This window comes from Corynebacterium sp. MSK004 (assembly GCF_030232515.1).
Classification (GTDB): domain Bacteria; phylum Actinomycetota; class Actinomycetes; order Mycobacteriales; family Mycobacteriaceae; genus Corynebacterium; species Corynebacterium hesseae.
In genome coordinates this window covers 59,464-80,836 of the sequence record NZ_JASPKB010000001.1, presented here as the reverse complement: position 1 = coordinate 80,836, position 21,373 = coordinate 59,464, and the positions used below count along the sequence as shown (strand labels likewise).

19 protein-coding genes are annotated in these 21,373 nt (G+C 60.9%); 8 read left to right on the top strand and 11 right to left on the bottom strand.

The features are described 5' to 3' along the window. Positions 1-9: 9 nt before the first annotated feature. From QP999_RS00380 to QP999_RS00370, 3 genes are read right to left on the bottom strand one after another with little or no spacing between them, the layout of a single operon-like run. Positions 10-1,563 (bottom strand): APC family permease, encoded by a 1,554-nt coding sequence (locus QP999_RS00380; protein WP_070565218.1) that lies wholly within the window; start codon positions 1,561-1,563, stop codon positions 10-12. Next, a complete protein-coding gene (locus tag QP999_RS00375) occupies positions 1,560-2,504 on the bottom strand; it encodes a universal stress protein (RefSeq protein ID WP_070565221.1) in 945 nt (314 codons plus the stop codon). Before QP999_RS00375 ends, QP999_RS00380 begins: the two co-directional genes overlap by 4 nt. A gap of 2 nt (positions 2,505-2,506) precedes the next feature. Beyond that, positions 2,507-4,018 (bottom strand): flavin monoamine oxidase family protein, encoded by a 1,512-nt coding sequence (locus QP999_RS00370; protein ID WP_284847338.1) that lies wholly within the window; start codon positions 4,016-4,018, stop codon positions 2,507-2,509. A 66-nt stretch (positions 4,019-4,084) separates the two neighbouring features. Between QP999_RS00370 and QP999_RS00365 the strand changes: the two genes are divergently transcribed. After that, positions 4,085-4,834 (top strand): TetR/AcrR family transcriptional regulator, encoded by a 750-nt coding sequence (locus QP999_RS00365; RefSeq protein WP_350309527.1) that lies wholly within the window; start codon positions 4,085-4,087, stop codon positions 4,832-4,834. Here QP999_RS00365 and QP999_RS00360 read toward each other — a convergent pair. Genes QP999_RS00360 through QP999_RS00350 form a run of 3 tightly spaced genes read right to left on the bottom strand, consistent with a single transcriptional unit; the run spans position 4,831 to position 8,887 of the window. Continuing rightward, positions 4,831-5,871: a histidinol-phosphate transaminase gene (locus QP999_RS00360; RefSeq protein WP_070565231.1), complete on the bottom strand. Its 1,041-nt coding sequence runs from the start codon at positions 5,869-5,871 to the stop codon at positions 4,831-4,833. The genes QP999_RS00365 and QP999_RS00360 overlap by 4 nt on opposite strands. 13 nt (positions 5,872-5,884) lie before the next feature. Further along, complete coding sequence (locus QP999_RS00355) at positions 5,885-7,219, bottom strand: aromatic amino acid transport family protein (RefSeq protein WP_070565234.1); 1,335 nt, start codon at positions 7,217-7,219, stop codon at positions 5,885-5,887. Between the two features lie 12 nt (positions 7,220-7,231). After that, positions 7,232-8,887, bottom strand: a complete 1,656-nt coding sequence (locus QP999_RS00350) for a thiamine pyrophosphate-dependent enzyme (RefSeq protein WP_070565236.1) — start codon at positions 8,885-8,887, stop codon at positions 7,232-7,234. Positions 8,888-9,017: 130 nt separating this feature from the next. Here QP999_RS00350 and QP999_RS00345 point away from each other — a divergent pair, with 130 nt between their 5' ends. Beyond that, positions 9,018-9,899: a LysR family transcriptional regulator gene (locus tag QP999_RS00345; RefSeq protein WP_284847337.1), complete on the top strand. Its 882-nt coding sequence runs from the start codon at positions 9,018-9,020 to the stop codon at positions 9,897-9,899. A gap of 486 nt (positions 9,900-10,385) precedes the next feature. Then, positions 10,386-11,006 (top strand): endonuclease domain-containing protein, encoded by a 621-nt coding sequence (locus tag QP999_RS00340; RefSeq protein ID WP_246818411.1) that lies wholly within the window; start codon positions 10,386-10,388, stop codon positions 11,004-11,006. 88 nt (positions 11,007-11,094) lie between these two features. Here the strand turns inward: QP999_RS00340 and QP999_RS00335 are convergent, their stop codons facing one another. Genes QP999_RS00335 through QP999_RS00325 form a run of 3 tightly spaced genes read right to left on the bottom strand, consistent with a single transcriptional unit; the run spans position 11,095 to position 14,238 of the window. Further along, positions 11,095-11,817, bottom strand: a complete 723-nt coding sequence (locus QP999_RS00335; protein WP_070564855.1) for a sulfite exporter TauE/SafE family protein — start codon at positions 11,815-11,817, stop codon at positions 11,095-11,097. 24 nt (positions 11,818-11,841) lie between these two features. Beyond that, a complete protein-coding gene (locus tag QP999_RS00330) occupies positions 11,842-12,540 on the bottom strand; it encodes a TIGR03089 family protein (protein WP_070564858.1) in 699 nt (232 codons plus the stop codon). A gap of 45 nt (positions 12,541-12,585) precedes the next feature. Next, positions 12,586-14,238 carry an LCP family protein gene (locus QP999_RS00325; RefSeq protein ID WP_210384679.1) on the bottom strand — a complete coding sequence of 551 codons (1,653 nt, stop codon included), beginning with the start codon at positions 14,236-14,238 and terminating at the stop codon, positions 12,586-12,588. An 89-nt stretch (positions 14,239-14,327) separates the two neighbouring features. Here QP999_RS00325 and QP999_RS00320 point away from each other — a divergent pair, with 89 nt between their 5' ends. The 3 genes from QP999_RS00320 (at position 14,328) to QP999_RS00310 (ending at position 17,092) form a co-directional block, all read left to right on the top strand. Next, positions 14,328-15,203, top strand: a complete 876-nt coding sequence (locus QP999_RS00320; RefSeq protein ID WP_502870645.1) for a glycosyltransferase family 2 protein — start codon at positions 14,328-14,330, stop codon at positions 15,201-15,203. Between the two features lie 56 nt (positions 15,204-15,259). Then, positions 15,260-16,354 carry a mannose-1-phosphate guanylyltransferase gene (manB, locus tag QP999_RS00315; protein WP_070522520.1) on the top strand — a complete coding sequence of 365 codons (1,095 nt, stop codon included), beginning with the start codon at positions 15,260-15,262 and terminating at the stop codon, positions 16,352-16,354. A 489-nt stretch (positions 16,355-16,843) separates the two neighbouring features. Next, the gene (locus QP999_RS00310) at positions 16,844-17,092 is read left to right on the top strand and encodes a WhiB family transcriptional regulator (RefSeq protein WP_005528147.1); all 249 of its coding nucleotides are present in this window, start codon (positions 16,844-16,846) and stop codon (positions 17,090-17,092) included. Between the two features lie 128 nt (positions 17,093-17,220). On the opposite strand, the gene QP999_RS00305 is transcribed toward QP999_RS00310, so the two are convergent. Then, positions 17,221-17,691, bottom strand: coding sequence for a metallopeptidase family protein (locus QP999_RS00305; protein ID WP_070564863.1), 471 nt, complete (start codon positions 17,689-17,691; stop codon positions 17,221-17,223). Between the two features lie 93 nt (positions 17,692-17,784). Between QP999_RS00305 and QP999_RS00300 the strand changes: the two genes are divergently transcribed. Together QP999_RS00300 and QP999_RS00295 are read left to right on the top strand one after the other, a co-directional pair. Next, positions 17,785-18,228 (top strand): DUF3499 domain-containing protein, encoded by a 444-nt coding sequence (locus QP999_RS00300; protein ID WP_083299235.1) that lies wholly within the window; start codon positions 17,785-17,787, stop codon positions 18,226-18,228. 48 nt (positions 18,229-18,276) lie between these two features. Next, positions 18,277-19,644 (top strand): phosphomannomutase/phosphoglucomutase, encoded by a 1,368-nt coding sequence (locus tag QP999_RS00295; protein WP_070530873.1) that lies wholly within the window; start codon positions 18,277-18,279, stop codon positions 19,642-19,644. A gap of 197 nt (positions 19,645-19,841) precedes the next feature. Here the strand turns inward: QP999_RS00295 and QP999_RS00290 are convergent, their stop codons facing one another. Then, complete coding sequence (locus QP999_RS00290; protein WP_284847336.1) at positions 19,842-21,194, bottom strand: FAD-dependent oxidoreductase; 1,353 nt, start codon at positions 21,192-21,194, stop codon at positions 19,842-19,844. Between the last annotated feature and the right edge of the window lie 179 nt (positions 21,195-21,373).

Here is a 21,373-nt window from a genome sequence, read left to right as displayed (position 1 = left end):
CGTGTGTAGTTAGACCAGCGGTTGCTGGTCGTCGTCGCGCGAGGAAATTCGCGTGAGGGTTTCGCCCTTGAAGAATCCTGGATGGGCAAAGCGAGTGAACAGCATGATGAATACGCCGAGTCCTAAGACAGCGACGCTCAATATGAAGACCATGCCGATACCACCGATTTCAGACCCGGATCCGTAGGACGGATCCATGGAATCGAATGCAGTGATGAAGAACATCATGAGCAAGAATCCGCCGCCCACAGTGGGGAAGAGGAACTTGAACACGATGTTATGCATCGAGCTAAACAGTTCGGTTCGGAAGTACCAGATGCAGGCCACGGCCGTAATTCCATAGTAGAAACAGACCATGAGGCCCATCGTAGCGATGGTGTCCCATAGCGCGTTTTCCGAAATAAGGCGGGTTACCGCGTAGAACACGGCTGCTGCTGCAGCGGAAACAATGGTGGCCGTCGACGGTGTACGGAAGCGGGGGCTGATCTTTGCGAACACCGGCGGCAAAGCGCGGTAGTAGCCCATAGCCAGCAAGGTGCGGGCGGGGCCCACCATCGTGGACTGCAGGGAGGCGAAGGAAGAGGACAGAACCGCGATATAAATCAGGATCGAGGCCTTGCCCAAGACAGGCTCTGAAAGCGCCGCGAAAATCGATTCCTGGTTTTCTGGATTACCAGCGCCCAGGCCTGTGGCACCTGTGCCGGCCCAAGTGATGACTGCCAGCGCGGTGAGGATATACAGCGCGATGATGATGAGCACCGTGATCGTAGCTGCACGACCCGGCGTCTTTTCGGGGTTCTTCGTTTCCTCGTTCATCGTGAGGGTTACGTCCCATCCCCAGAACATGAAGATGGACAGTGAGATGCCCGCAGCAATGAGGGAAAAGCTACCGATGCCAACCGGGTTGAACCATTCGAGCGAAATCGGTGTGAAGTCGAATCCGCCGTTGTTATAGGCGTTGTGGATTGCGACGACGTCGAAAAGCACAATGGCAGCAATCTGAATCGCTACGAGTACATACTGCAGCTTTTGTGTTGAGTCGAGGCCGCGGTAAGAGATGTAGCCCGCGATAGCGATAAAGACGAAGGTAGTCGGGATATTAACCCACAGGTTCCGGGTTAGATCCCTAATAGCCGGGTTGTTGAAGAGCTGGCCAAGAAGTAGATAGAAGAAATCGACGGCCACCGCCGCCAGGTTTGATAGCACCAGAATCGTGGCGGTGATAAGCCCCCATCCTCCCATCCAGCCGGCCCACGGGCCGAAGGCTTTTGTAGCCCACGTGAAGGAAGTACCTGAATCAGGGACTGCGTTGTTGAGCTCGCGGTAGGCAAACGCTACAAGCAGCATGGGGATAAAGCCCAGCAACAGCACTGCCGGGACGTATTGGCCCACAGCTGAAATCGTTGGGCCAATACCGGAGGTCAGCGTATAGGTAGGGGCGATGCAACTGACGCCAATGACTACTGCGCCAAGCAATCCGACGCGGCCCGTAGCTAGGCCTTTGTTCGACGCTGTCTCATTTACCGAGTGGGTGGTTGGCGTCGAAGGGGTCGTGGTGGTCATGTGTTGTCACCACCTTTCGATAAAAGATTGTTTTCTTCGCCGGCCTGCATGTAGCCGGCGGGCACAACAATCATGGGGACTGGGATCAAGCGGAGCATTCGAGACGCTGTTGAGCCTAAGAAGAGGCGTCCAGGAACGGCCATGCGGGAGGAACCGACAACGGCGATTTCCCCGTCTTGCCAGTTCAGCTTTTCCAACGCAGTGCTGACATCCTTGCCAGAGGCCACCTCGGTGGTGGCGTGCCCGGCGTCAAGCATGTGTTGGGCGGAGTCAGCCAGTTTTCGGTTGGCATAAGCATTGAGCGCACTGGGCACGTCGGTTCCGAGCCCATGCATGTCAGACTCACCGCTTAGGACGAGCGAAACGAGCCGCAAGGGAATCTCACGGCGACGCGCACGATCAAGGCCGATCGCAATGACGTCGGAGGTGCCACGGCGAGGACCGAAGAAGGTTGTGACTCGAGTGATAGGGCCTGGGTAGGAGTATCCGCGTGGTGCAAGCGCGACAGGAACAGGGGCAGAGTGCAAGAGCGCATTGACCGCAGAACCCATCTGGAAACGTCCGAAGAGGCCGCCCTTCCGGGCACCAACGACGAGCAAGTCAGCACCAAGGGTCTCCGCAGTTTCGCAGAGCGCGGCAGCTTCGGAATCTCCCGTCACGATGCGTGCGGTTGCAGTGATTTCTTCAGGAACCTCCGCGAGAGCCTCCTCCAGCCATCCAGCGATTTGTTCCTCCACAATGGAGTCATAGCCACGGTCGTGCGGGTAAACGCCCGAGAAGGAGCTATGCGCGGGGGCTACCATAACGAGTTCGAGGTGCACGTTGCGCTCTTTTGCGAGAGCAATTCCTAAGCGCAACGCGTCTTTGCCGAAATCGGTAGCGACGTAGCCCACGAGGATGCAACCACTAGTGCTGCGGCGAGGGAAACTTGCGGGAGCCATGTTTAAGCCTTCGCTGCTTGCTCTGCGATGGCTAATGCTGCAATCTCGCCCTGGCGTACTGCGCCGTCGACGTGCTGGTAACCTTCCGCAGCGATGTCGGAGCATGCGTAGTAGATGGGGCCGGTCGGCTGATTCTGGAGGTGCCCCCAGCGCGAGAGTCCACCGAGATCATAGGAGGTAGCGTAGGCGCCACGCGTCCACTCTTCGGCTGCCATGTCGGACAAGTAGAAAGCGATGGGCTCTTTGGTCTTTGGGCCAAGGTAATCTGCCATGGCGTCGAGAATGCGTTCTTTGCGCTCTTCAGTCGGCAGGTGCCACATCTCCTCTGCATAAACGTCGGAGACAAAGCCCACGAGGGTGCCGTAGGTGTCTTCCTTATCTGCGGTAGATTCGGCAAAATTCTTGCCGTAATTGGTGTTGTCGTAAACCTCCTGAACGAGGCGGCCGCCACCAAAGCCGGTGCCGGAGAGTCCTTCTTCGCGCCAGAACGGGGTGTCGTAGATGGCATGGACCTTGATAACCAGTCCCATGGAGATGTGCTGGTGCGCAATCTGCTGGTCGCGCGGCATCGGCGGGACGAAGGAGATGCGGTTGTACAGGTTTGGCGGAACAGCAAGGACAGCGAAACGGGCCTTGACAGTGACCTTCTCCGAAATGGCGGTAACGTTTCCAGCCTCGCCATTACCCGCGACACCGTTGCGAACATCTGCCTTGATGTTGTTGAGTTCGTCCGCGGTAGATGCATCCGGCTCCGCCCAGTGAAGCTCGCGCACAGGAGTGCCGAGGTGGACATCGTCGCCCAAGCCCTTGGCAAGAGTTAAGGAAACGGACTGCATACCGCCGACGACGCGCTTATCCAGGATGAAGTCCTCGTCCACAAGGTTGCTGAAGGAGCCTGCGGAGCAAGCCATGAGCACTGCTTGAAGAGTGGAGAACGTGTAAGAGGGCTTGGTCAGCATGCCGGACGCCACATAAATCGAAACGTTGTCGATGGCTTCAGTGTCGTCGGAAAGCTCCTCAAGCCAAGAGCGGAAAGAGATGGAGTCTAGCTCTTTGGCGCGCGGGTGGGACCAAGGGTTTGCCGGGTCCATTTCCGCTGCGAGTTCATCCATGATCTTGATGAGGCGGTCCATCTCAGCAATGGTCTTCTCATCGGCTGGGAATACGGTGCCTTCGTACTCGTGGCGGGTGCCATCAGGGGAGACGTAGATCGACTTGCCCTCGCGGTAGCGGGAGAAAGTTTCGAGGCCGAGTTCATCAACGAGCTCGATGAGGCGGGTCTGGTCGGGGGAGATCCACTGGCCTCCGAGCTCTACGAAGTGCTCGACTCCCTGTGCATCCTTGACCTTGCCGTTCCAAGTACGGCCACCGACGCGCTCGCGAGCTTCCAGGACGGCTACGCTCAGGCCCTTCTTCTTTAGGGTATGTGCGGCCATGAGGCCAGCGGGGCCGGCGCCGATAACGACGACATCGCGCTCGATAACGGGATTGTCTGGATTGACGAGTGAAGTCATGAAGGTGTCTCCGTTCCTATGGGACGATGAAGGGGCAGGTGTGGCAAAATGAACATCATTCATTTTGTGTCTCGTATCACTGTACAGAAGGAACGTAACGTGAGACAAGGTTTTGAAGCTGGGAATTCACATCGGTCTAAAGGTCGTCCCCATAAAGCGCTGGTTACGCGCGAAAAAATCGCTAAGGCTGCGCTCACCATTGTGGGGGAAGAAGGATATGAAAAACTCACAATGGCGCGCATTGCCCGCCGTCTAAACGTGGGAACCAGCGCGTTGTACAACCACCTTTCGGGGAAAGATGACTTGCTCGCGCTGATCGAAGATGCCGTCATGGAGCAAGTGGAATGCAGTTCCTTGTATGCCGTATTGGAGGCCACCCCGACACTCTCACCCCGCGATGCACTCATACGTTGGGCAACGTCCTACCGCGATGTCTGCGCACGGCATGTTCCGCTCGTGCGGATTATTGCGTTGACACCTATTTCTGGAGCACCTCGTACGGTTGAAATGTACGAGGTACTAGCCCGAGTTTTGAAGCTGACTGGTCTTCCGCGCTCGGCCATCATGCCGCGCATCGTGGCATTGGAATCCTTCATTTATGGCAGTGCTTACGATGTCCACGCCCCCGAAGACATCTTTGACCTTCCGGTGGATAGTGAGGCGCGCGCACCGGCACTGGCCGATGCGCGCGGTGCTTTCTCACCGGACGCCTCCATGGCAGAGAGCCAGGCTCAGAGGAATCCCTATGCCGACGAGCCGTTCCGCTTAGGCCTTGAAGCCCTCCTGTCAGATCTCCCCGACGAGAAGAATGGCTAGCCCCTCCAAGGCTCAATGCCCGCGCGCCGCCAGGCCTCCAAGAACTGCGTAGTCTCGGCCTCATCAGTGATGGACACGCGCACGCCTTCGTCGAGGTAGCGGCGGATGACCACGCCTTCATCGAGCATCTTCGTTTCCACCTCCGCGGCATCCGCGCGCGGCAGCCAGACGAAGTTGCCGTAGGACTTCTCAGCCCCCAGCTCCGCGCAGACGCGGTCGCGCTGTGCTTTGGTGATCTCGACGGCGTCGGCAAGCTCGTCGTGGCGCTTGAGCACCTCCACGGCGGCGGTTTCCGCCATGGCGGTCACCGTCAGTGGCAGGGAGAGCAGACGCAGCGCGTTGATGATCTCTTCGCCCGCCACCGCGTAGCCCACGCGCATGCCGGCCAAACCCCACGCCTTGGAGAAGGTGCGCACGCCGAGCAGGTTGGGGTAGCGCTGGTATTCCTCCACCGAATCCGGGGTATCGGGGGCGTCGTTGTACTCCCAATAAGCCTCATCCAGCAGCACGACCACGTCCTTGGGCACCCTGTCCATGAAGGCGCGGAATTCACCGCGGGTAATCACGGTGCCCGTCGGGTTATTGGGGTTGCACAAGATGATGAGCTTGGTCTTCTCCGTTAGCGCCTCGAGTACTGCTTCCAGATCGACGCGGTAATCCTCCGTGAGTGGGACCAGAACCGGTTCCGCGCCGGCCATGCGCACGTACAGGGGATAGGCCTCAAAGCTGCGCCAGGGCACGATGACCTCATCGCCTGTATGGCAGGACGCCAAGATGGTGGCCTGCAGGATGGGCGTGGAGCCCGCGGAGACGAAGATATTATCCGCCGGCACGCCCAAGTAGTTGCACAGTGCATTGGTGAGCTCCAGGCTGCCGGGCTGTTGGTAGCGGTTGGTGGTGCGGGCGGCGTCGGCAACCGCGGCGATGATGTCCTCAGCTGGCGGGAAGGGGACCTCATTGGATGAGAGCTTGAGCGCGTTGGGGAAGTCCTTGCCCACCTTGTACTCGGGGAAGCTCGAGAGATCATTGCGTAGCATAATCACGTCCTTTCTAAATCATGTCCCAGATGGTCACGGCCATAATCAGCAGGCCCATGCCGAAGACGAAGTAGTTCCACGGGTCATTGCGGAAGTGCTTGTACACGTCCAACTTCTTGAACATGTACACCGGAACCAGGTAAACGATGAACGCCACGAAGACACCGGAGACCACGGAAATCATGGAAATAATGGAGGGGTTGAAGATCGCCACGAGCGTGGTGCACACGAAGGCGATGACATAAATGATGTTGAGCAGCGTGCGGTGCGAGACCTTCTCCGCCAGCTTCGGAGCGGCGTTCTTCAGCAGGTACTCCGTGCCTTCTTCTGTGCCGAGCATGTGGCCGAAGTAAGAGGAGACGATGGCGCAGATGACCACGATGGGCGCCATGTAGGCCATGAACGGCGTGCCGGTGACGTTGGCGAAGTAGGAGAGCACCGGGATGTTTTGCTCGAGGGCCTCATTCATGCCGTCGGCGCCGAGCGCGAGGACACAGGACCACACGAAGAACATGGTGAAGACCACGAGCAGGATGGAGGTGTAGAACTCCGTGCGGGAGACGCGCTTCTCGGTCTTCTCGCCGTACTGCGGCTGCATATCGAGGGCGAATTGCGACAGCGCTGCCATGTGGGAGAAGGAGAAGACCAGCACCGGCAGGATGAGGAAAATTCCCTTGAAAATGCCGCCGTAGCCATCCGAGCCGTCATCAAAGTGAAGGAAGCTTTGCAGGTCCCAGCGCGGGATGAGGTAAATGGAGGTGACGGCCAGCGCAATAATCAGCGGGTACACCAGCACCTGGGCCAGCCAAATCATGGGCTTGCGGCCGATGGCGAAGGCACCGGTCATGACGCCGACGCAGAGCATGGCCAGTAGCCACCGGTCGAGCGAAGGCCCGCCCAGCTGGTTGACGATGAAGCTATCCACCGCGTTAGTGATGGAGACACCGTAAATCAGGACCGTGGAAAAGACCGTGATCCAATACAGCACCGCGAAGACGATTCCTTGGCCCTTGCCCAGGTACTGCGAGACCAGCTCGAGGATGTCCTTGCCGTGGTCCTCTTTGGGGGCGCCCGCGACGATGCGCGCGTAGGTGCGGTGGGAGAAAAACACCAGCGGGAAGATGAAGACCGTGGCGAAGACCAGCGGCCAGAACCCGAAACCACCGGCGTTGAGCGGCAGGAAGAGGATGCCGGCACCCACGGCGGTACCGAAGAGCGTAATGATCCACGATGCGGTGGATGCGGCGGGGCGCTGCTTGGCGACGACCCCATCGCCCACAATGTGCTCGCCCTCCTTCAGCTCAGTAGTGGGTGGCGTGGTTGTTGGGGGAGTGTTGGTAGAGCTCATGATGAGCCTCCTTTAGTTGGTGGGCGGAATAGGCAGGGAATGTTCTTGATCGGTGATGACGTTGATCAGTGCCGGTACCCCGTCGTTGGCGATGGCGGCTAGAGCGCGCGCGACTGCCTCTGGTGCTTGTGCGTCATCGGTGACGAGCTCGCCGTGGGCGCCGAAGCCGCGGGCAACCGCCGCGAAATCCGGGTTCACCAGCTGCGTGCCGGAAACGCGATCGGGGAAGTGCTTCTTCTGGTGATCGCGGATGGTTCCGAACTCGCCATTGGACATCACGATGATGAGGAAAGGCGCGCCGTATTGCAGCGCGGTGGCCAGCTCCTGGCCGTTCATGAGGTATTCGCCATCGCCAGCAATGGTGACCACGGTGCGCTCCGGGAACTGCAGCTTGGTGGAAACTGCGGCCGGGATGGAGTAGCCCATCGAGCCGTTGCGCACGCTGAACTGGGAGGGGTAGACCGTCGAGCGCAAGAACTGTTGGGCCCAGATGCAGTGGTTGCCGGCGCCAAAGGTGTAGATCGAGTCCTTGGGCAACTGCTCGTGGAGCGCTGCGAGGATGGCCTCCATGTGGGCGGTGCCCTCTTTGCCTGGACGGTAGTCTGCGGGCTCGGGGAGGGTGGCGAAGTTGAGGTGGTTCGCGTGCGCGGAATCAAACCACTCGCCGCGCTGCTCCGTGCCCTCGACGGTTAGACGGTCCAGCGTGTTGGCGAAGGCCACAGGGCTTGCCACGATGTGGCTCTCGAGGGGTACCGAGTGCCCGCGCAGGCTGGTGTCGGGATTGATGGCGATGTTGCGCGCCTGCGGTGACTGGCGCAGGGTATAGCCGTCGGTAGGAACATCACCGAGAACGGCACCAACTTCAATGACGAGGGAGGCGGCTTCCAAAAGTTGCGCCGCGCGGGGGTCGCGGCCGTAGCCGAGCCAGCCGGCGTTGGCGGGGGAGTCGAAAGGCACGCGGTCGGCGGCGCGGAAGTCTTGAATGATCGGGATACGGTGCTCTTCGGCGAAGCGAGTGATCTTCTCCGCGGTCTCTGGGGTCCAGCGCGGACCGCCGGCGAAAATAAGTGGTCGCTCTGCGTGGCTCAGTTCGCGGGAGAGGAGGCCCAGGTGATCGTCGGAAAGCGCGCCTTCCGCAACCGGGATGGGCGGGTGGATGGTGCCGGTGAACTCCTTGTGGAGAACATCTTCCGGCAGGCCCACGATGACGGGGCCGGGGCGGCCCTGCTGGGCCTGGAAGAAGGCTTCGGCCACGACGCGAGAGGCGCGCTCCGGATCGTCGAGGACGAAGACCTGCTTGGCCTGGGTGCCGAACCACGCCTTGGGATCGAATTCCTGGAAGGATTCGCGGTCGCGGTCCGAAGTGGGGATGAGGCCGACGAAGAGGACGAGCGGGGTAGCGTCCTGCCAAGCGGTGTGGATGCCGACGTAGGCGTTGGCCGCGCCGGGCCCGCGGGTGACCATGGCGACGCCGGGCTGGCCGGTGGCTTTGCCCTGGGCTTCGGCCATGTAGGTGGCGCCGCCTTCGTGGCGGCAGACGATGGCTTCGACGGGGGAATCGTAGAGTCCGTCCAACACGGGAAGGAAGCTTTCGCCGGGTACGAGGAATGCGCGGGGCACATTGTGCGCGGCAAGGGATGCGGCAATGGCGGCGCCGACATGTGACATGGAGAACCTCCCTGACTTCGTTGTGGTAGTGGTCTCATTATTCTTTGGTGATGTCATGTTGTCTAATGTTGCTAAAGCTCTAAAGCCATGCATATAGGGCATGGGGGCTGGTAAAAGTAGGGGAATGGACATGGTGAAGGCCAAATATTTCCTCGCGGTGGCTGAGGCCGGGACGGTGACCGCTGCCGCCTCACGCCTCGGAATTACCCAACCGGCGTTGAGCCGCCAACTGCGGCGTTTTGAAAAAGAGCTGGACCTTGAGCTCTTTGTGCGGGCCGGTTCCTCGCTCGTGCTAAGCGATGCCGCGCACGCCCTCATTCCCACCTGCCGCCGCCTCCTCGCTGCATCCGCGCGCGCCGGGCAGGCGGTGGAGGCACTTCGGGCTGGCAGAATTCCGGCGCTGCGCGTGGCGGCCACGCCGACGACGATGTCGACGCTTCTCGCCCCGTTTATAGAGGCCGCCGGCTCGTCGATTCCTCTGCTTACGACGACTCCGGTCTCGCACTACGACGTCTTCGAGGCGCTGGAAGGAACCGCCGACATGGTGATTGCTACCATCCCGCCGGGCAATGACGTGGCTTCCTTGCCGCTGGGCACGATTCCGGTGCGCGCCTGGGCGCCGCCGACGCACCCGCTGGTGCTGGAATGCGCGGGTTCGACAAGCGTGGAGGTCGAGCGCTTGCTGCAGGAAAATGTGGCGTTGCCCTCGCGGCGCAGCGTGTCCCGCGGGGTGGTGGATTCCTTCGTGGGCACGGCCGGCTATGCCCTGGGCTCGCACGTGGAGTGCGATGATACGGCGACGTTATGCGCCTTGGCGCGTGCCGGGCGAGCCGTAGCTTTAATGACGGAGCTGCAGCCGGCGCGGCTGGTGGGCTTTGATGTCGTTGATGGCGAGCGCGCTCTAGGCGGTGTGCCGCTGGTGGCGGCATGGTCCCCGGGCCACTTCGCGGGGCAGGAGATAGCGCAGATTGCTCGGCGGTTCCGCAGTTTTATTGAGGGGTCGCTTCGCTAGGGTCTGCTTAGTTTGCAGTGGGCATAACTGTCGTTGTTGCCAAAGATCAGGCCAGATCTTGAATCAGAGGCTATAACTTTGGCAGAACGGGCAGTTGCTCGGCATGTGGCGGGGCGCCATGTTAGCGTGGAGGCCAAACTTTCCGGGGGGGAATGACATGAACCATGGCGTTGTGCGCGGCCTATCTAAAGGCGCGCTTGCAACTCGCGTGAGCCGTGGGGAGATTGCGAGAATCGCCAAGGGAATCTACGTCTGGGGCAGGCCCGAGCCTTTAGAGCTTTGAAGCTGTTGCAGGAGCACCGTCCATACCTTAAGGCGACAGGTACAACGGCTGCCCAGGTACTCCTTGGCGAGCCTGTCACTTTTCCGCTGAGGCTCGCTAGTGCAGAGAGGATGCCGACATCGACCTTTTATGTGCACTCGCGGGTGAGCGTCACTAGTTTTGTCACTTTGTCGGGGATCCGGATTCTTAATCCTCTTGTCGCTATGAAGTCCGTTAGTCCTGATCTGGGGATTCGCGTCTTCGAATCTATCTATTCTTCGAAGTCGGGGCGTGCTCGCTTGGACAGCCACCGCGAAGCACTCAATGTCATCCCTGTTGCAAGCCAACGGATGCTGGAGCAAGCCGCCCTGTTCACGGATTCCGGTGCGGAGGTCAAGGTGGCGAAGGGACTGAAGAGGCGTGGGCTCAAAGTTGAGTGCAACGTTGTTATCGGCCACTACACCTGGGACATCGTGCTCCCAGAGCTCAAGGTTGCGGTAGAAATCAACGGGATGAAATTCCATTCCCAGCGAGAGGCATGGCTACGAGACCATTGGAAGAACAACGAGGGTGCGCTGATTGGGTGGCTCACGTTGCGCTACACAGGTCATTGCGTGGCACATCATCTGGACTATGTCATCGACCAGATAGCCAATGCCAGGAATCCGGACTTCGAGAAGCGCTACTTCAAATTCATCGGCTTCTGGCATGAGGGAGTGTTGCCGCCCAAGCCAAAGCCCTGGGAATACAGCGAGCACTTAGGGTATCTGCCGCCCGACTTGCCTGAGCCACCCGATTACCCGGAACCGCCAGATTTCCCGGAGCCACCCAACTGCCCTAGTTGACAAAGTTATTGCCAGATCTTGAGTCGGAGGCGAGAACTTTGGCAGAACGGGCAGTGCGGAGCGTGGTCGTGGCAGTAGGCCGCGGACGCTAGGCAGCAACCAGCCCCTCAACAATGAGCGCCACAGCCGCGCTGATGGCCACGATGATGACGATGCGGTTGAGCACCGTGGCGTTGATGAATCGGTTGAGGTATCCGGCAGCGATGAGGCCGACGATGGCTACCGGAAGGTAGGCCGCGGCCGCGGTGAGCTGCAGGCTGGTGATTTGCCCGCTCAAGGCCAAGGTGGCTAGCGAGATGGTGGAGCCGATGATGAACGTGCCCGACAGGGTGCCGCGCACACGGGTGGGGTCGTATCCTTTGAGTACTAACGCCATGGGTGGACCACCGATGGAGGTGGACGTGCCCAGGAGCCCGGAAGCAGCACCCGCGACCGCGATGTTGGTGGTGGTTCGCTTCGGCGACCAGCCAAGACTAGACAAGGTCATGGCAAAGATGACGGCGCAGCCGATGAAAAGGGAGAGCCCGCGGTGGGAGAGGGAGGCAATGGCCCACGCGCCGAGCAGGGAGCCGGGTATTCGCGCGATGGAGGAAATGGCCACGATGTCCCACGACACCGCTGAGCGTGACTTGAGCATTGTCGTGGTTGAAATGACGAAGGCCAGCAGGAGGATAAGCGTGGGAACAAGCTCCGGCTTAATCAGCGCCAAGATTGGGGTGGCGATGGTGCCCAGGCCGAATCCGATGGTTCCCTGGCAGATTGTGCCCACAAGGATGAGTAGGCCGATGAAGACGTAGAGCCAGCTGAACATCGCTCTACTATCTCACGACAAGCTTTAAGCGCGGACAGTGACCTTCTCGTTGGCCGCGATTTCCTCCAAGCGGTCCGCCGAGCACAATCCGGACACGATGACGGCCGAGCCACCCGCAGCCAGTGGCTCTAACACAGCACGTTGGAAGGAGGCGGTGTCGCTCCACCCTGGAGACAACACGCGCTCAGCGCCCAAATCCGTGGGGAAAAGCTTCGGAAGCGGAGTGGTAGAACCATAGAAGTGATCGCCATAAAAGCGCACCGTGGGGCCGAAGTCGATGGTGCCGAGCGGCAACTCGCCGCCGCTTTCGACAACGCCGCGGCCAAAAGGATCTCGCGTGACCAGCACCGTGTCGACCAGTGGGGTAGAAGCCGAGCCGGCGGTGGCCTCGAGGTAGGCCTCCGGGGAGGTGAAAACTACGGCGACATCATCGACGTGCGGCTCTGGGGCAGCCGCACCATCCGTAATGTCAAAGGGGATGCCCGCGGCTAGTGCCCCAAGCGCAATGACGGCAGCCTGCCACGACACCGGAAGGTCGATGAGGATGCGGGCATCGGTGCCGGGCTCAAGGTCGAGCTCTTCCAACAGCATGTTGGCAATCTTGGAGGTCCAGTTCTCCAGCGTTTGCGCCGAGAAGTCCATGCGGGTGCCGTCAGCTTCGTTGTAGACGCTGAGGCGGGGAGCGGAGGCATCGGCGGTCAAGAGATGCTGAAGGAGTTCCATGTCCGCCCATCGTAGGTGGCGGGCGCTCAGCCCGCCACGACGCTGTTAATTCACGCAGCGCGGGCCGTCGCCGCCGGCGTCGATTTCCGGTGCCACCTCCGCGGTACCGAAGTCATCGCCCGGAGTACCCACCTGCTGGGTGTCGCCGCCTTCGCTCGTCTCGGCGGAAGCCTCCTCTTCCTGCGCGGAGTCATCCTTCGGGCCAGAGTAATCATCCGTAGCCACCACGATGAAGGTATCCGGCTCGAGCTCCTCGTTGGCCGTGACCGGCAGGCCGCCGAGCTGCTCAGCCAAGGCCTGGGCGCGCTCATCGTTGGCATCCGCGGCCACAATCTGGGACTCGGTATACAGGCCCGACTGCGCGTTGGCGGTGCGCTCAACGGTGTAGCCCACGTTCTTCAACCACGCACCGATTCCGCCGGCCATGCCGTCGACGGTGCCTGCATTCAGGACGTGGAGGTTGAGGTCCTCGGCCACGGGCTTTTCGCCGTCTTCACCTTCCTGGTCGGCTGGGGCATCCTCAGACTTCTTTTCTTCCTCAGCCTTCTCTTGGGATTTGGCCAGATCATCCATGAAGCGATGTACCTCCGCAGTATCGATGGTCACCACCGATTCGCCATAGTCACCCACGCCGGTAATTGAGGTCACCGGGATCGTCGTAAAGGTCACGTTGCCGCCGGCCAGCCCGGCCAGCTGGGTGACAAATCCCATGATGTCCCAGCCATCATCGATGACAACGGAGCGCTCCACGGCATCGGCAATCTTGTTGAGCTTGCCCGGGGACGTCAGCGTTCCCGAATCCAAAACCTGCGAGGTCAGGGATGCCATGTATGCCTGCTGGCGCACGATGCGGTCAAGGTCGCCGCGCGGCAGGTCATAGCGCTGGCGCACGAAGGACAAGCCCTCGGAGCCCTTGAGGGTCTGGCGCCCCTTCGGGAACTTCGCACCGGACATCGGATCATCCACGTCATTGTTGAGGCAGACATCGACGCCCCCGACGGCGTCGGTAAGCAGCACAAAGCCCAAGAGCCCCACCTCAGCGTAGTGATCAACGCTGACATCCGTAAGCGTGCGCACCATCGAGATGAGCCCAGCACGGCCGGCCTCCGTGCTCTCCTTCTCCATCTCCTTCTCCGTGTAGGGAGGCTTCTTACCTGCTGCCTCAGCTTCAGCGTTCTCCTGCTGGAGCTCCTCCATCTTGGCGGACTTGTGGAGCGCGAAGACAGCATTGATCTTGGTGTTTCCGAACTCGCTGTCGTGGACATAGGTATCGCGCGGGATAGACACGGCAGTCGCGCGCGAGCCGTCGTTCGGAATACGGATCACCATGATGGTGTCCGTGTTTTCCTCACCTTCGTCCACGCCGGCATGCAGATCTGCCAGCTCCTGTTCGGAAAGCGGATTCCCCTTGGCATCGGTGCGGGAGTCCTTGCCCACGAGCAGGATATCGACCGCGCCATCGAGACTGCTGTCCTTGAAACCACCCTGGTTACCCAGTGCCAGGTTCGACGCAGAGGAGATGTCATTTCCCAGCTTGCCCACGGTGAAGTAACCCACGCCGGAGACCACGAGGACAACGGCGGACAAGAAAGCGACGATGGCTTTCACCGGCGTCGATCCTCGTTGGGCGGTGGGCGCGGACTGCGAGGGCGCGGCCTGGATATGGCGGGCGGCGCGCGGGGAGTTCGGGGAAGTCACGGGACTAGTTTAGGTGAGCTCGCTGCAAAAACGTGAAGCAGTGTCGCGGGCGCGTGCGCGCGTTGGCGTTGGGTACGCTCAGATTCATCGTGAAGAATTTACAGAAACCCCTGGCCGTGGTCACCGTGACCTTTTCTCCTGGCCGTTACCTCAGCGACTTCTTGTCCTCGCTGCGCTTGGCGACGTCCCGCCCTACCCTCACCATCCTTGCCGACAACGGCTCGACCGACGGGGTGCCGGAAGCCGCCGCGCGGGAACACGTGGACGTGGAATTCCTCGATACCGGCGGCAACCTCGGCTACGGCGCGGGGATGAATGCCGGCGCGCGCTTTGTGCGTGCGCGTGGGGTCGATGACGAATTTTTCCTCATCGCCAACCCGGACGTGACCTTTAGCGAAGGCTCCCTGGATGAGCTGATTGCGTGCGCACGCCGTCACCCGGATGCCGCGGCGGTGGGGCCGCGCATCGTGGAGCCGGACGGCAGTAACTATCCTTCGGCGCGCGCAGTGCCCACGTTGCTCACGGGAATTGGCCATGCGCTGTTCGGAACGATCTGGCCCTCCAACCCGTGGTCGCGCGCCTACCGCGATGACGCCGACATGGACAGCGAGCGCCCCGCCGGCTGGCTATCCGGCTCCTGTCTGTTGGTGCGCTGGGAGGCTTTTGCACAGATTGGCGGCTTTGATGAGCGTTACTTCATGTATTTGGAGGATGTGGACTTAGGTGACCGCTTCGTCCGCGCCGGCTGGCGCAATATCTTCTGCCCCACGGCGGTGATTACCCACGCCAAAGGCCATTCGACGCAGGCGCACCGCGGCGCAATGCTGCGCGCGCACCATGATTCGGCCTATCGCTTCCAGGCGGACAGGCACCCGCACTGGTACCAAGCGCCCCTGCGCGTGGCCTTGTGGCTGGGGCTGCGCGTACGTGGGCTGGTATTAAGCGCGTGCCGCGACGGCTCCTGAGCTAGGTGCGCCTATACACTAACGGTGGCTTATCTGAAAAGAGATTAAGGAACGATATGACTGAATCAGCGCCCCAGTGGGGATCGACGGCCGATGCCGTCATTCTGGTGGGAGGTCGCGGCACTCGCCTGCGCCCGCTGACGATTGGCACACCGAAGCCGATGCTGTCCACGGCCAACTACCCATTCCTTCAGCACCTCCTCGCCCGCATCAAGGACGCGGGGATTGAGCACGTGGTGCTCTCCACCTCCTATAAGGCGGAGGTTTTTGAGGAGTACTTCGGGGACGGCTCAGATCTGGGTCTGGAGATCGAGTACGTCGTGGAGGAAACCGCACTGGGTACGGGCGGCGGTATCCGCAATGTCTACGACAAGCTGCGTCAGGATACGGTCATGGTGTTCAACGGTGACGTTTTGTCCGGTATGGACCTCAACGGCATCCTCGATACTCACCACTCGAAGGATGCCGACGTGACGATGCACCTGCTCAACGTCGCCGATCCCCGCGCGTTTGGCTGCGTCCCGACGGATTCCAACGGGCGGGTGACCGCTTTCTTGGAGAAGACCGAGGATCCGCCGACGAACCAGATTAACGCTGGCTGCTACGTGTTTAAGAAGGATGTTATTGCGACCATCCCGGAGGGCCGTGTGGTTTCCGTGGAGCGCGAGACCTTCCCGCAGCTGCTGGAGTCTGGCCGCCTAGTGGTTGGGCATGTGGACAACTCCTATTGGCGCGACATGGGCCGCCCGGATGATTTCGTCCGTGGTTCTTCCGATCTGGTGCGCGGCATTGCGCATTCACCGTTGCTGGTGGGCCGCACGGGCGAGTCCGTGGTGGATGAGTCCGCGGGTATTGCCGGTGGCGTGCTGTTGCTGTCGGGTACGGCTGTGGGTCGCGGGTCTGTCATTGGGGCGGGTTCGCGTTTGGACGGCACGGTGGTCTTTGACGGCGTGACCATTGAGCCGGGTGCCATCATTAACAACTCCATCATTGCCTCGGGCGCGCACATCGGTGCCAACGCGCATATTGATGGTTGCGTTATTGGTGAAGGCGCCACCATTGGCGCGCGTTGCGAACTGCAGGGCGGCATGCGCGTCTTCCCGGGCGTGAGCATTCCGGACGCTGGCGTGCGTTTCAGCTCCGACGCCTAAGCGCTGCGCCGTAAAAGGAGGAAAAGGCACCGAGGAGGAAGGAACCTTCTCGGTGCTTTCCGTATCTTTTGGGCGTGACGCATGGTTTTCATGGTGCGAATGAGATCCATGTGTTTTGCCCAACTGGGTGGCGACACGCCGAAGCAACCTTAGAATTGTTCACAGGGTTGGGGGTGGCCACTACATGTAGTACCCCCGATGATTGCCCCCTAGATGGGCGATCTGTGACGGATGTGAAAGTTGGGGATGCTGTACAGCGTTTTCGCTGGAGCCGCCGAAAAATCTCTCGCGACAGGTTGACGATATTTAGTGATTCGGTGTGAAATGACATCAGTGTAATCAACGGCACGGCGGGCACGGCACCGAAAAATCTTTTCGGTGTAGGGTCGGTGCCATCGAATTAAGAGAGAAACGACCTCGGAGAAAGGAAGCGGCGTGGACAATACAACGAATAACAGCGCTATTCTCCGTGGCGGTGCTGCTGCAGAGATGTCGCTCGATGAACTCTTTGGTGCCGTCGAGCAGGAGTGGCAAGACCAGGCGCTGTGCGCCCAGACGGATCCAGAAGCATTCTTCCCGGAAAAGGGAGGATCTACCCGCGAGGCTAAGCGTATCTGCCAGGCCTGCGCGGTGCGTGATGAATGCCTCGAGTATGCCTTGGAGCATGACGAGCGCTTCGGTATCTGGGGCGGGCTTTCGGACCGTGAGCGTCGCCGCCTCAAGCGTGAGATTGGTTAGAGCTCAAAGCAGCTACTAACCAGCATCAGTGCTCCCCCTCACTGCACAGTCCTATGTCATTTGGCTCGGGTCTCGGCGGTGAGGGGGAGTAGTGGTTTTAGGGCAGGGGCGCTCTGCACCCCTAGCCTTTACCAAGTAAAACGCGGATCGATATCACCGGGATCGACGTTGAGGTAATTGGCCACCAGAGCGGTTAGCACCGTGGACAGTAGCTCTTCACGCTCCTGCGCGGAGTGCACGCGCTCCTCCACGGGCATGCGGAAAATGACGAGTCGGGCGCGCGTGGGTTGGCCTTCGGAATCCACGCCCGCCGGGACGATGCGCCCGAGCGGAACGGGGCCATCCGCGATGATTTCATCCGGCAACACAGTCATATCAACTGAGAGGCGCATGCGGGGCACGGTATCAACGGCGAGATCGAGTCCGGTGAGCTGTTCGGCAAAGGCATTGTGAATGGGGGAGTAGGCCTCGAGCACGGCCATGTCGAAGCGCTCGGCGCTGCTGCGGTAGCGCGGCGTATTCTGCGGCAACAGCGGCCCGCGGGCACCACGGCCATGGCGGTGGCGGGCCGGGCGAATATGCGGGCGAGGCGTGGTCATGCGGCTTAGTCTAAGCCGCATCGAGGTGGGCTCGCGGCGAGACGCGCCGCGCTGAACTATCTAAATCTCAAGTTAGGGTTTAGACTTGGGCCCGTGAATAGCTCTCGCCATTGCTCCCGCCCCGGCTGCGGCCGTCCCGCCGTGGCGACGTTGACCTATGCCTATGCGCAGCAAACCGCCGTCGTGGGCCCGCTCTCCGAAGAAACCGATCCCCATGCCTGGGATCTGTGCGAAAAGCACAGCGCACGAATTACCGCCCCGCAAGGATGGGAAATGGTGCGCGTTGACCGCATCGAGCTCGATGAGGATGATGACCTTACAGCTCTCGCCGAGGCGGTCCGTGAGGCTGGGCGCGTGACCACTGGCTTGGTGGATGATTCCACTGCTGGTTCCGGCGCCGATCCCATTGACTATTCCGCTACTTTCGACGGCGCGGATCCGCGGAATTCGAACCACCCCGTGTTCCGAACCCGCCGCGTCCACGATGCCCGCCAGCGCCGCCGCGCTCACCTGACGGTGGTTCCGGACGCCGACTAGTTCGTCGCACGCGGATTACCGCGACTGACGGGGGTATGCTTGTGGGCTATGCGAACTCGTGAACAGCTCAATGCAGTGATCAAGGCCTATGACGTCCGTGGCGTCGTGGGTGAGGACATCGACGAAACCCTCGTGCGCGATACTGGCGCGGCCTACGCCGCCATCCTCCGCGGGGAAGGGGAGACCACCGTGGCAGTGGGCCACGACATGCGTCCGTCCTCCCCGCAGCTGGCAGCCGCCTTTGCTGAGGGCGCTGCCGCGCAGGGCCTTGATGTTATCCAGCTCGGCCTCACGTCCACCGATGAGCTGTACTTTGCCGCCGGCCACCTCAATTGCGCGGGCGCTATGTTCACCGCCTCCCACAACCCGGCTAAGTACAACGGCATCAAGCTCTGCCGCGCGGGCGCTGTTCCGGTGGGGCAGGAGACGGGGCTGGAGCAGATCAAGGACATGCTGATCGACGGCACCCCGGCCTTCGACGGTGAGCCGGGCACCGTCACTGAGCGTGAGGTTCTTCCGGACTACGCGGCATTCCTTCGCGGCCTGGTGCCGCTGGAGAACTCCCGCCCACTGGTCGTGGCTGTCGACGCCGCGAATGGCATGGGCGGCCACACCGTCCCGGCGGTCTTTGAGGGCCTGCCTTTCGACGTCCGGGATCTCTACTTTGAGCTCGACGGCACCTTCCCCAACCACGAGGCTAACCCGCTGGATCCGAAGAACCTGGTGGATCTTCAGAAGTTCACCGTCGAACAGAAGGCGGATATCGGCCTTGCTTTCGACGGCGATGCGGATCGCTGCTTCGTGGTGGATGAGAAGGGCCAGCCGGTCTCGCCTTCTGCTATTTGTGCGCTGGTGGCGGAGCGCTACCTGGACAAGTTCCCTGGTGCCACCGTCATCCATAACCTGATTACGTCCAAGACCGTTCCGGAGCTCATCGCGGAGAAGGGCGGCAAGGCCGTGCGTACCCGCGTGGGCCACTCCTTCATCAAGGCCCAGATGGCCAAGGAGAAGGCGGTCTTTGGTGGCGAGCACTCCGCGCACTACTACTTCCAGGAGTTCTGGAATGCGGACTCCGGCATGCTCGCTGCCATGCACGTGCTGGCTGCTCTGGGCGAGCAGGACAAGCCGCTGAGCGAGCTCATGGCGCAGTACTCGCGTTACGAGGCCTCGGGTGAAATCAACTCCACCGTGGATGACCAGAAGGCTACGACGCAGCGCGTGCTCGATGAGTTGGCGGACAAGATTGAGTCCGTCGACGAGCTCGATGGCGTGACCGTACAGCTGAAGGGCACCGATGCCTGGTTCAACGTCCGCGCCTCCAACACTGAGCCGCTGCTGCGCCTCAACGTTGAGGCCAAGACTGCCGACGAGGTGCAGGCCATCGTCGACGAGGTCCTCGGCATCATCCGCGCCTAGCGTGTGAAGGCACGTGCCTTCACACGAAGGCCTTGAGACTTGAGACGAAAACTGCCCTATCTGACGATTTTCCCCGCGTTTATCGCGGCGAGAGAGATAACTTCGTCAGATAGGGCAGTTTTGGTTTTAGTTGGGCTGGGGTAGGCCAAAGCATAGGCGGCTCAGCCGAAGAGAGCGGCCGAGCCATGCTGGCCGGTCTAGTCGCGAGAGTGGGTGACCATCTCTTCCCACTCGACGAACTTCTTGCGCTCGCGGCCCTCTGCCTCACCCAGTGCGCGCTCGGCGGCGTCCAGTTTCTTCCAGCCCTCCCAGGTCAGGTGCTCCAAGCCCTTGGACTTGAAGAGTTCTACGATGTCCTCCTCGCGGGAGTGGGAGAGGTTGCCCGCATCGGCGTCGGCAAGCAGCATGCCGATGGTCTCCGTGGCATCGGACTTGGTGTTGCCGATGAGCCCAACCGGGCCGCGCTTGATCCAGCCGGTGGTGTAGAGGCCCGGCACGACCTCACCGTCGAGGTCGACGACGTGTCCGCCGTCATTGTTGATGACGTTCTTCTGTTTATTGAAGGGAACGCCCTCGATGGCATCAGAGCGGTAACCCACGGCCAGATAGACGGCCTGTGCCGGCCACTCGGTGAACTTGCCGGTGCCGGAGACGGAGCCATCGCCGTTGAGTGCGGTGCGCTCGGTCTTTACTGCCGTGACCTTGCCGTTCTCACCGATGAACTCGACAGGCTGCTCGAAGAGGTGGATCTGCAGGGTGTGCGGGGCATCCTTGGGCTCACGGATGGCGTAGCCCTCCAAGGTCTGGCAGACCAGGTCGCAGGACTTGGCCTCTTCGCGGGCCTTGAGGGAGGCCTCGTCGTAGTCGATGTCCTCCGGGTCCACCACCACGTTGATGGTGGGGGAGTGGTCGAGCTCCTTGAGCTCCAGTGGAGTGAACTTGGCCTGTGCCGGACCGCGGCGGCCAAAGACGCGCACGGTGGTGGCCTGGTTCTTGGCCAGGGACTCGTAGACGTTATCGGGGATTTCCGTGGCTTCCTTAAGCTCATCGCCGGTCTTGGCCAGGATGCGGGCCACGTCCAGGCCCACGTTGCCCACGCCGATCACTGCGACGTCGGTGGCGGAGAGATCCCAGGAGCGCTCGAAGCGCGGGTTGCCGTCGTAGAAGCCGACGAACTCGCCCGCACCGTGGATACCCTCGAGGTCGGAGCCTGGGATCTGCATGCCCAAGTCACCAACAGCGCCAGTGGCGAAGACGATGGCATCGTAATACTCCTCGAGTTCGGAGACAGTGACATCGCGGCCCACGGTGATGTTGGACAGAAGGCGGATCTGGTCGGTGTCAAGCACGCGGTGCAGGGAGTTAATGATTCCCTTAATGCGCGGGTGGTCCGGAGCCACGCCGTAGCGGATGAGCCCGAAGGGGGCTGGCATCTGCTCGATGAGATCGATCTGAACGTTGCCGCCGGTCTTCTTCACCAGGATGTCGGAGGCGTAGATGCCGGCTGGGCCGGCGCCGATGACGGCTACTTTCAGGGGCTGCTGGGTCATGATGGCCTTTCGGAATGTTGTAGTAACTAACGAAAGCTTAGGTCTAAACAAGCGTGGGTTTCATTGAACCGGCTTGTCTGCTGTAGGGCAACTGGGCCTAATTACATTCGGAGAACATTGTGGCATAAACCCAGCGTGCTTTGCATATTTGAGAGAAAATAAAAAAGACTGCTTTGTCT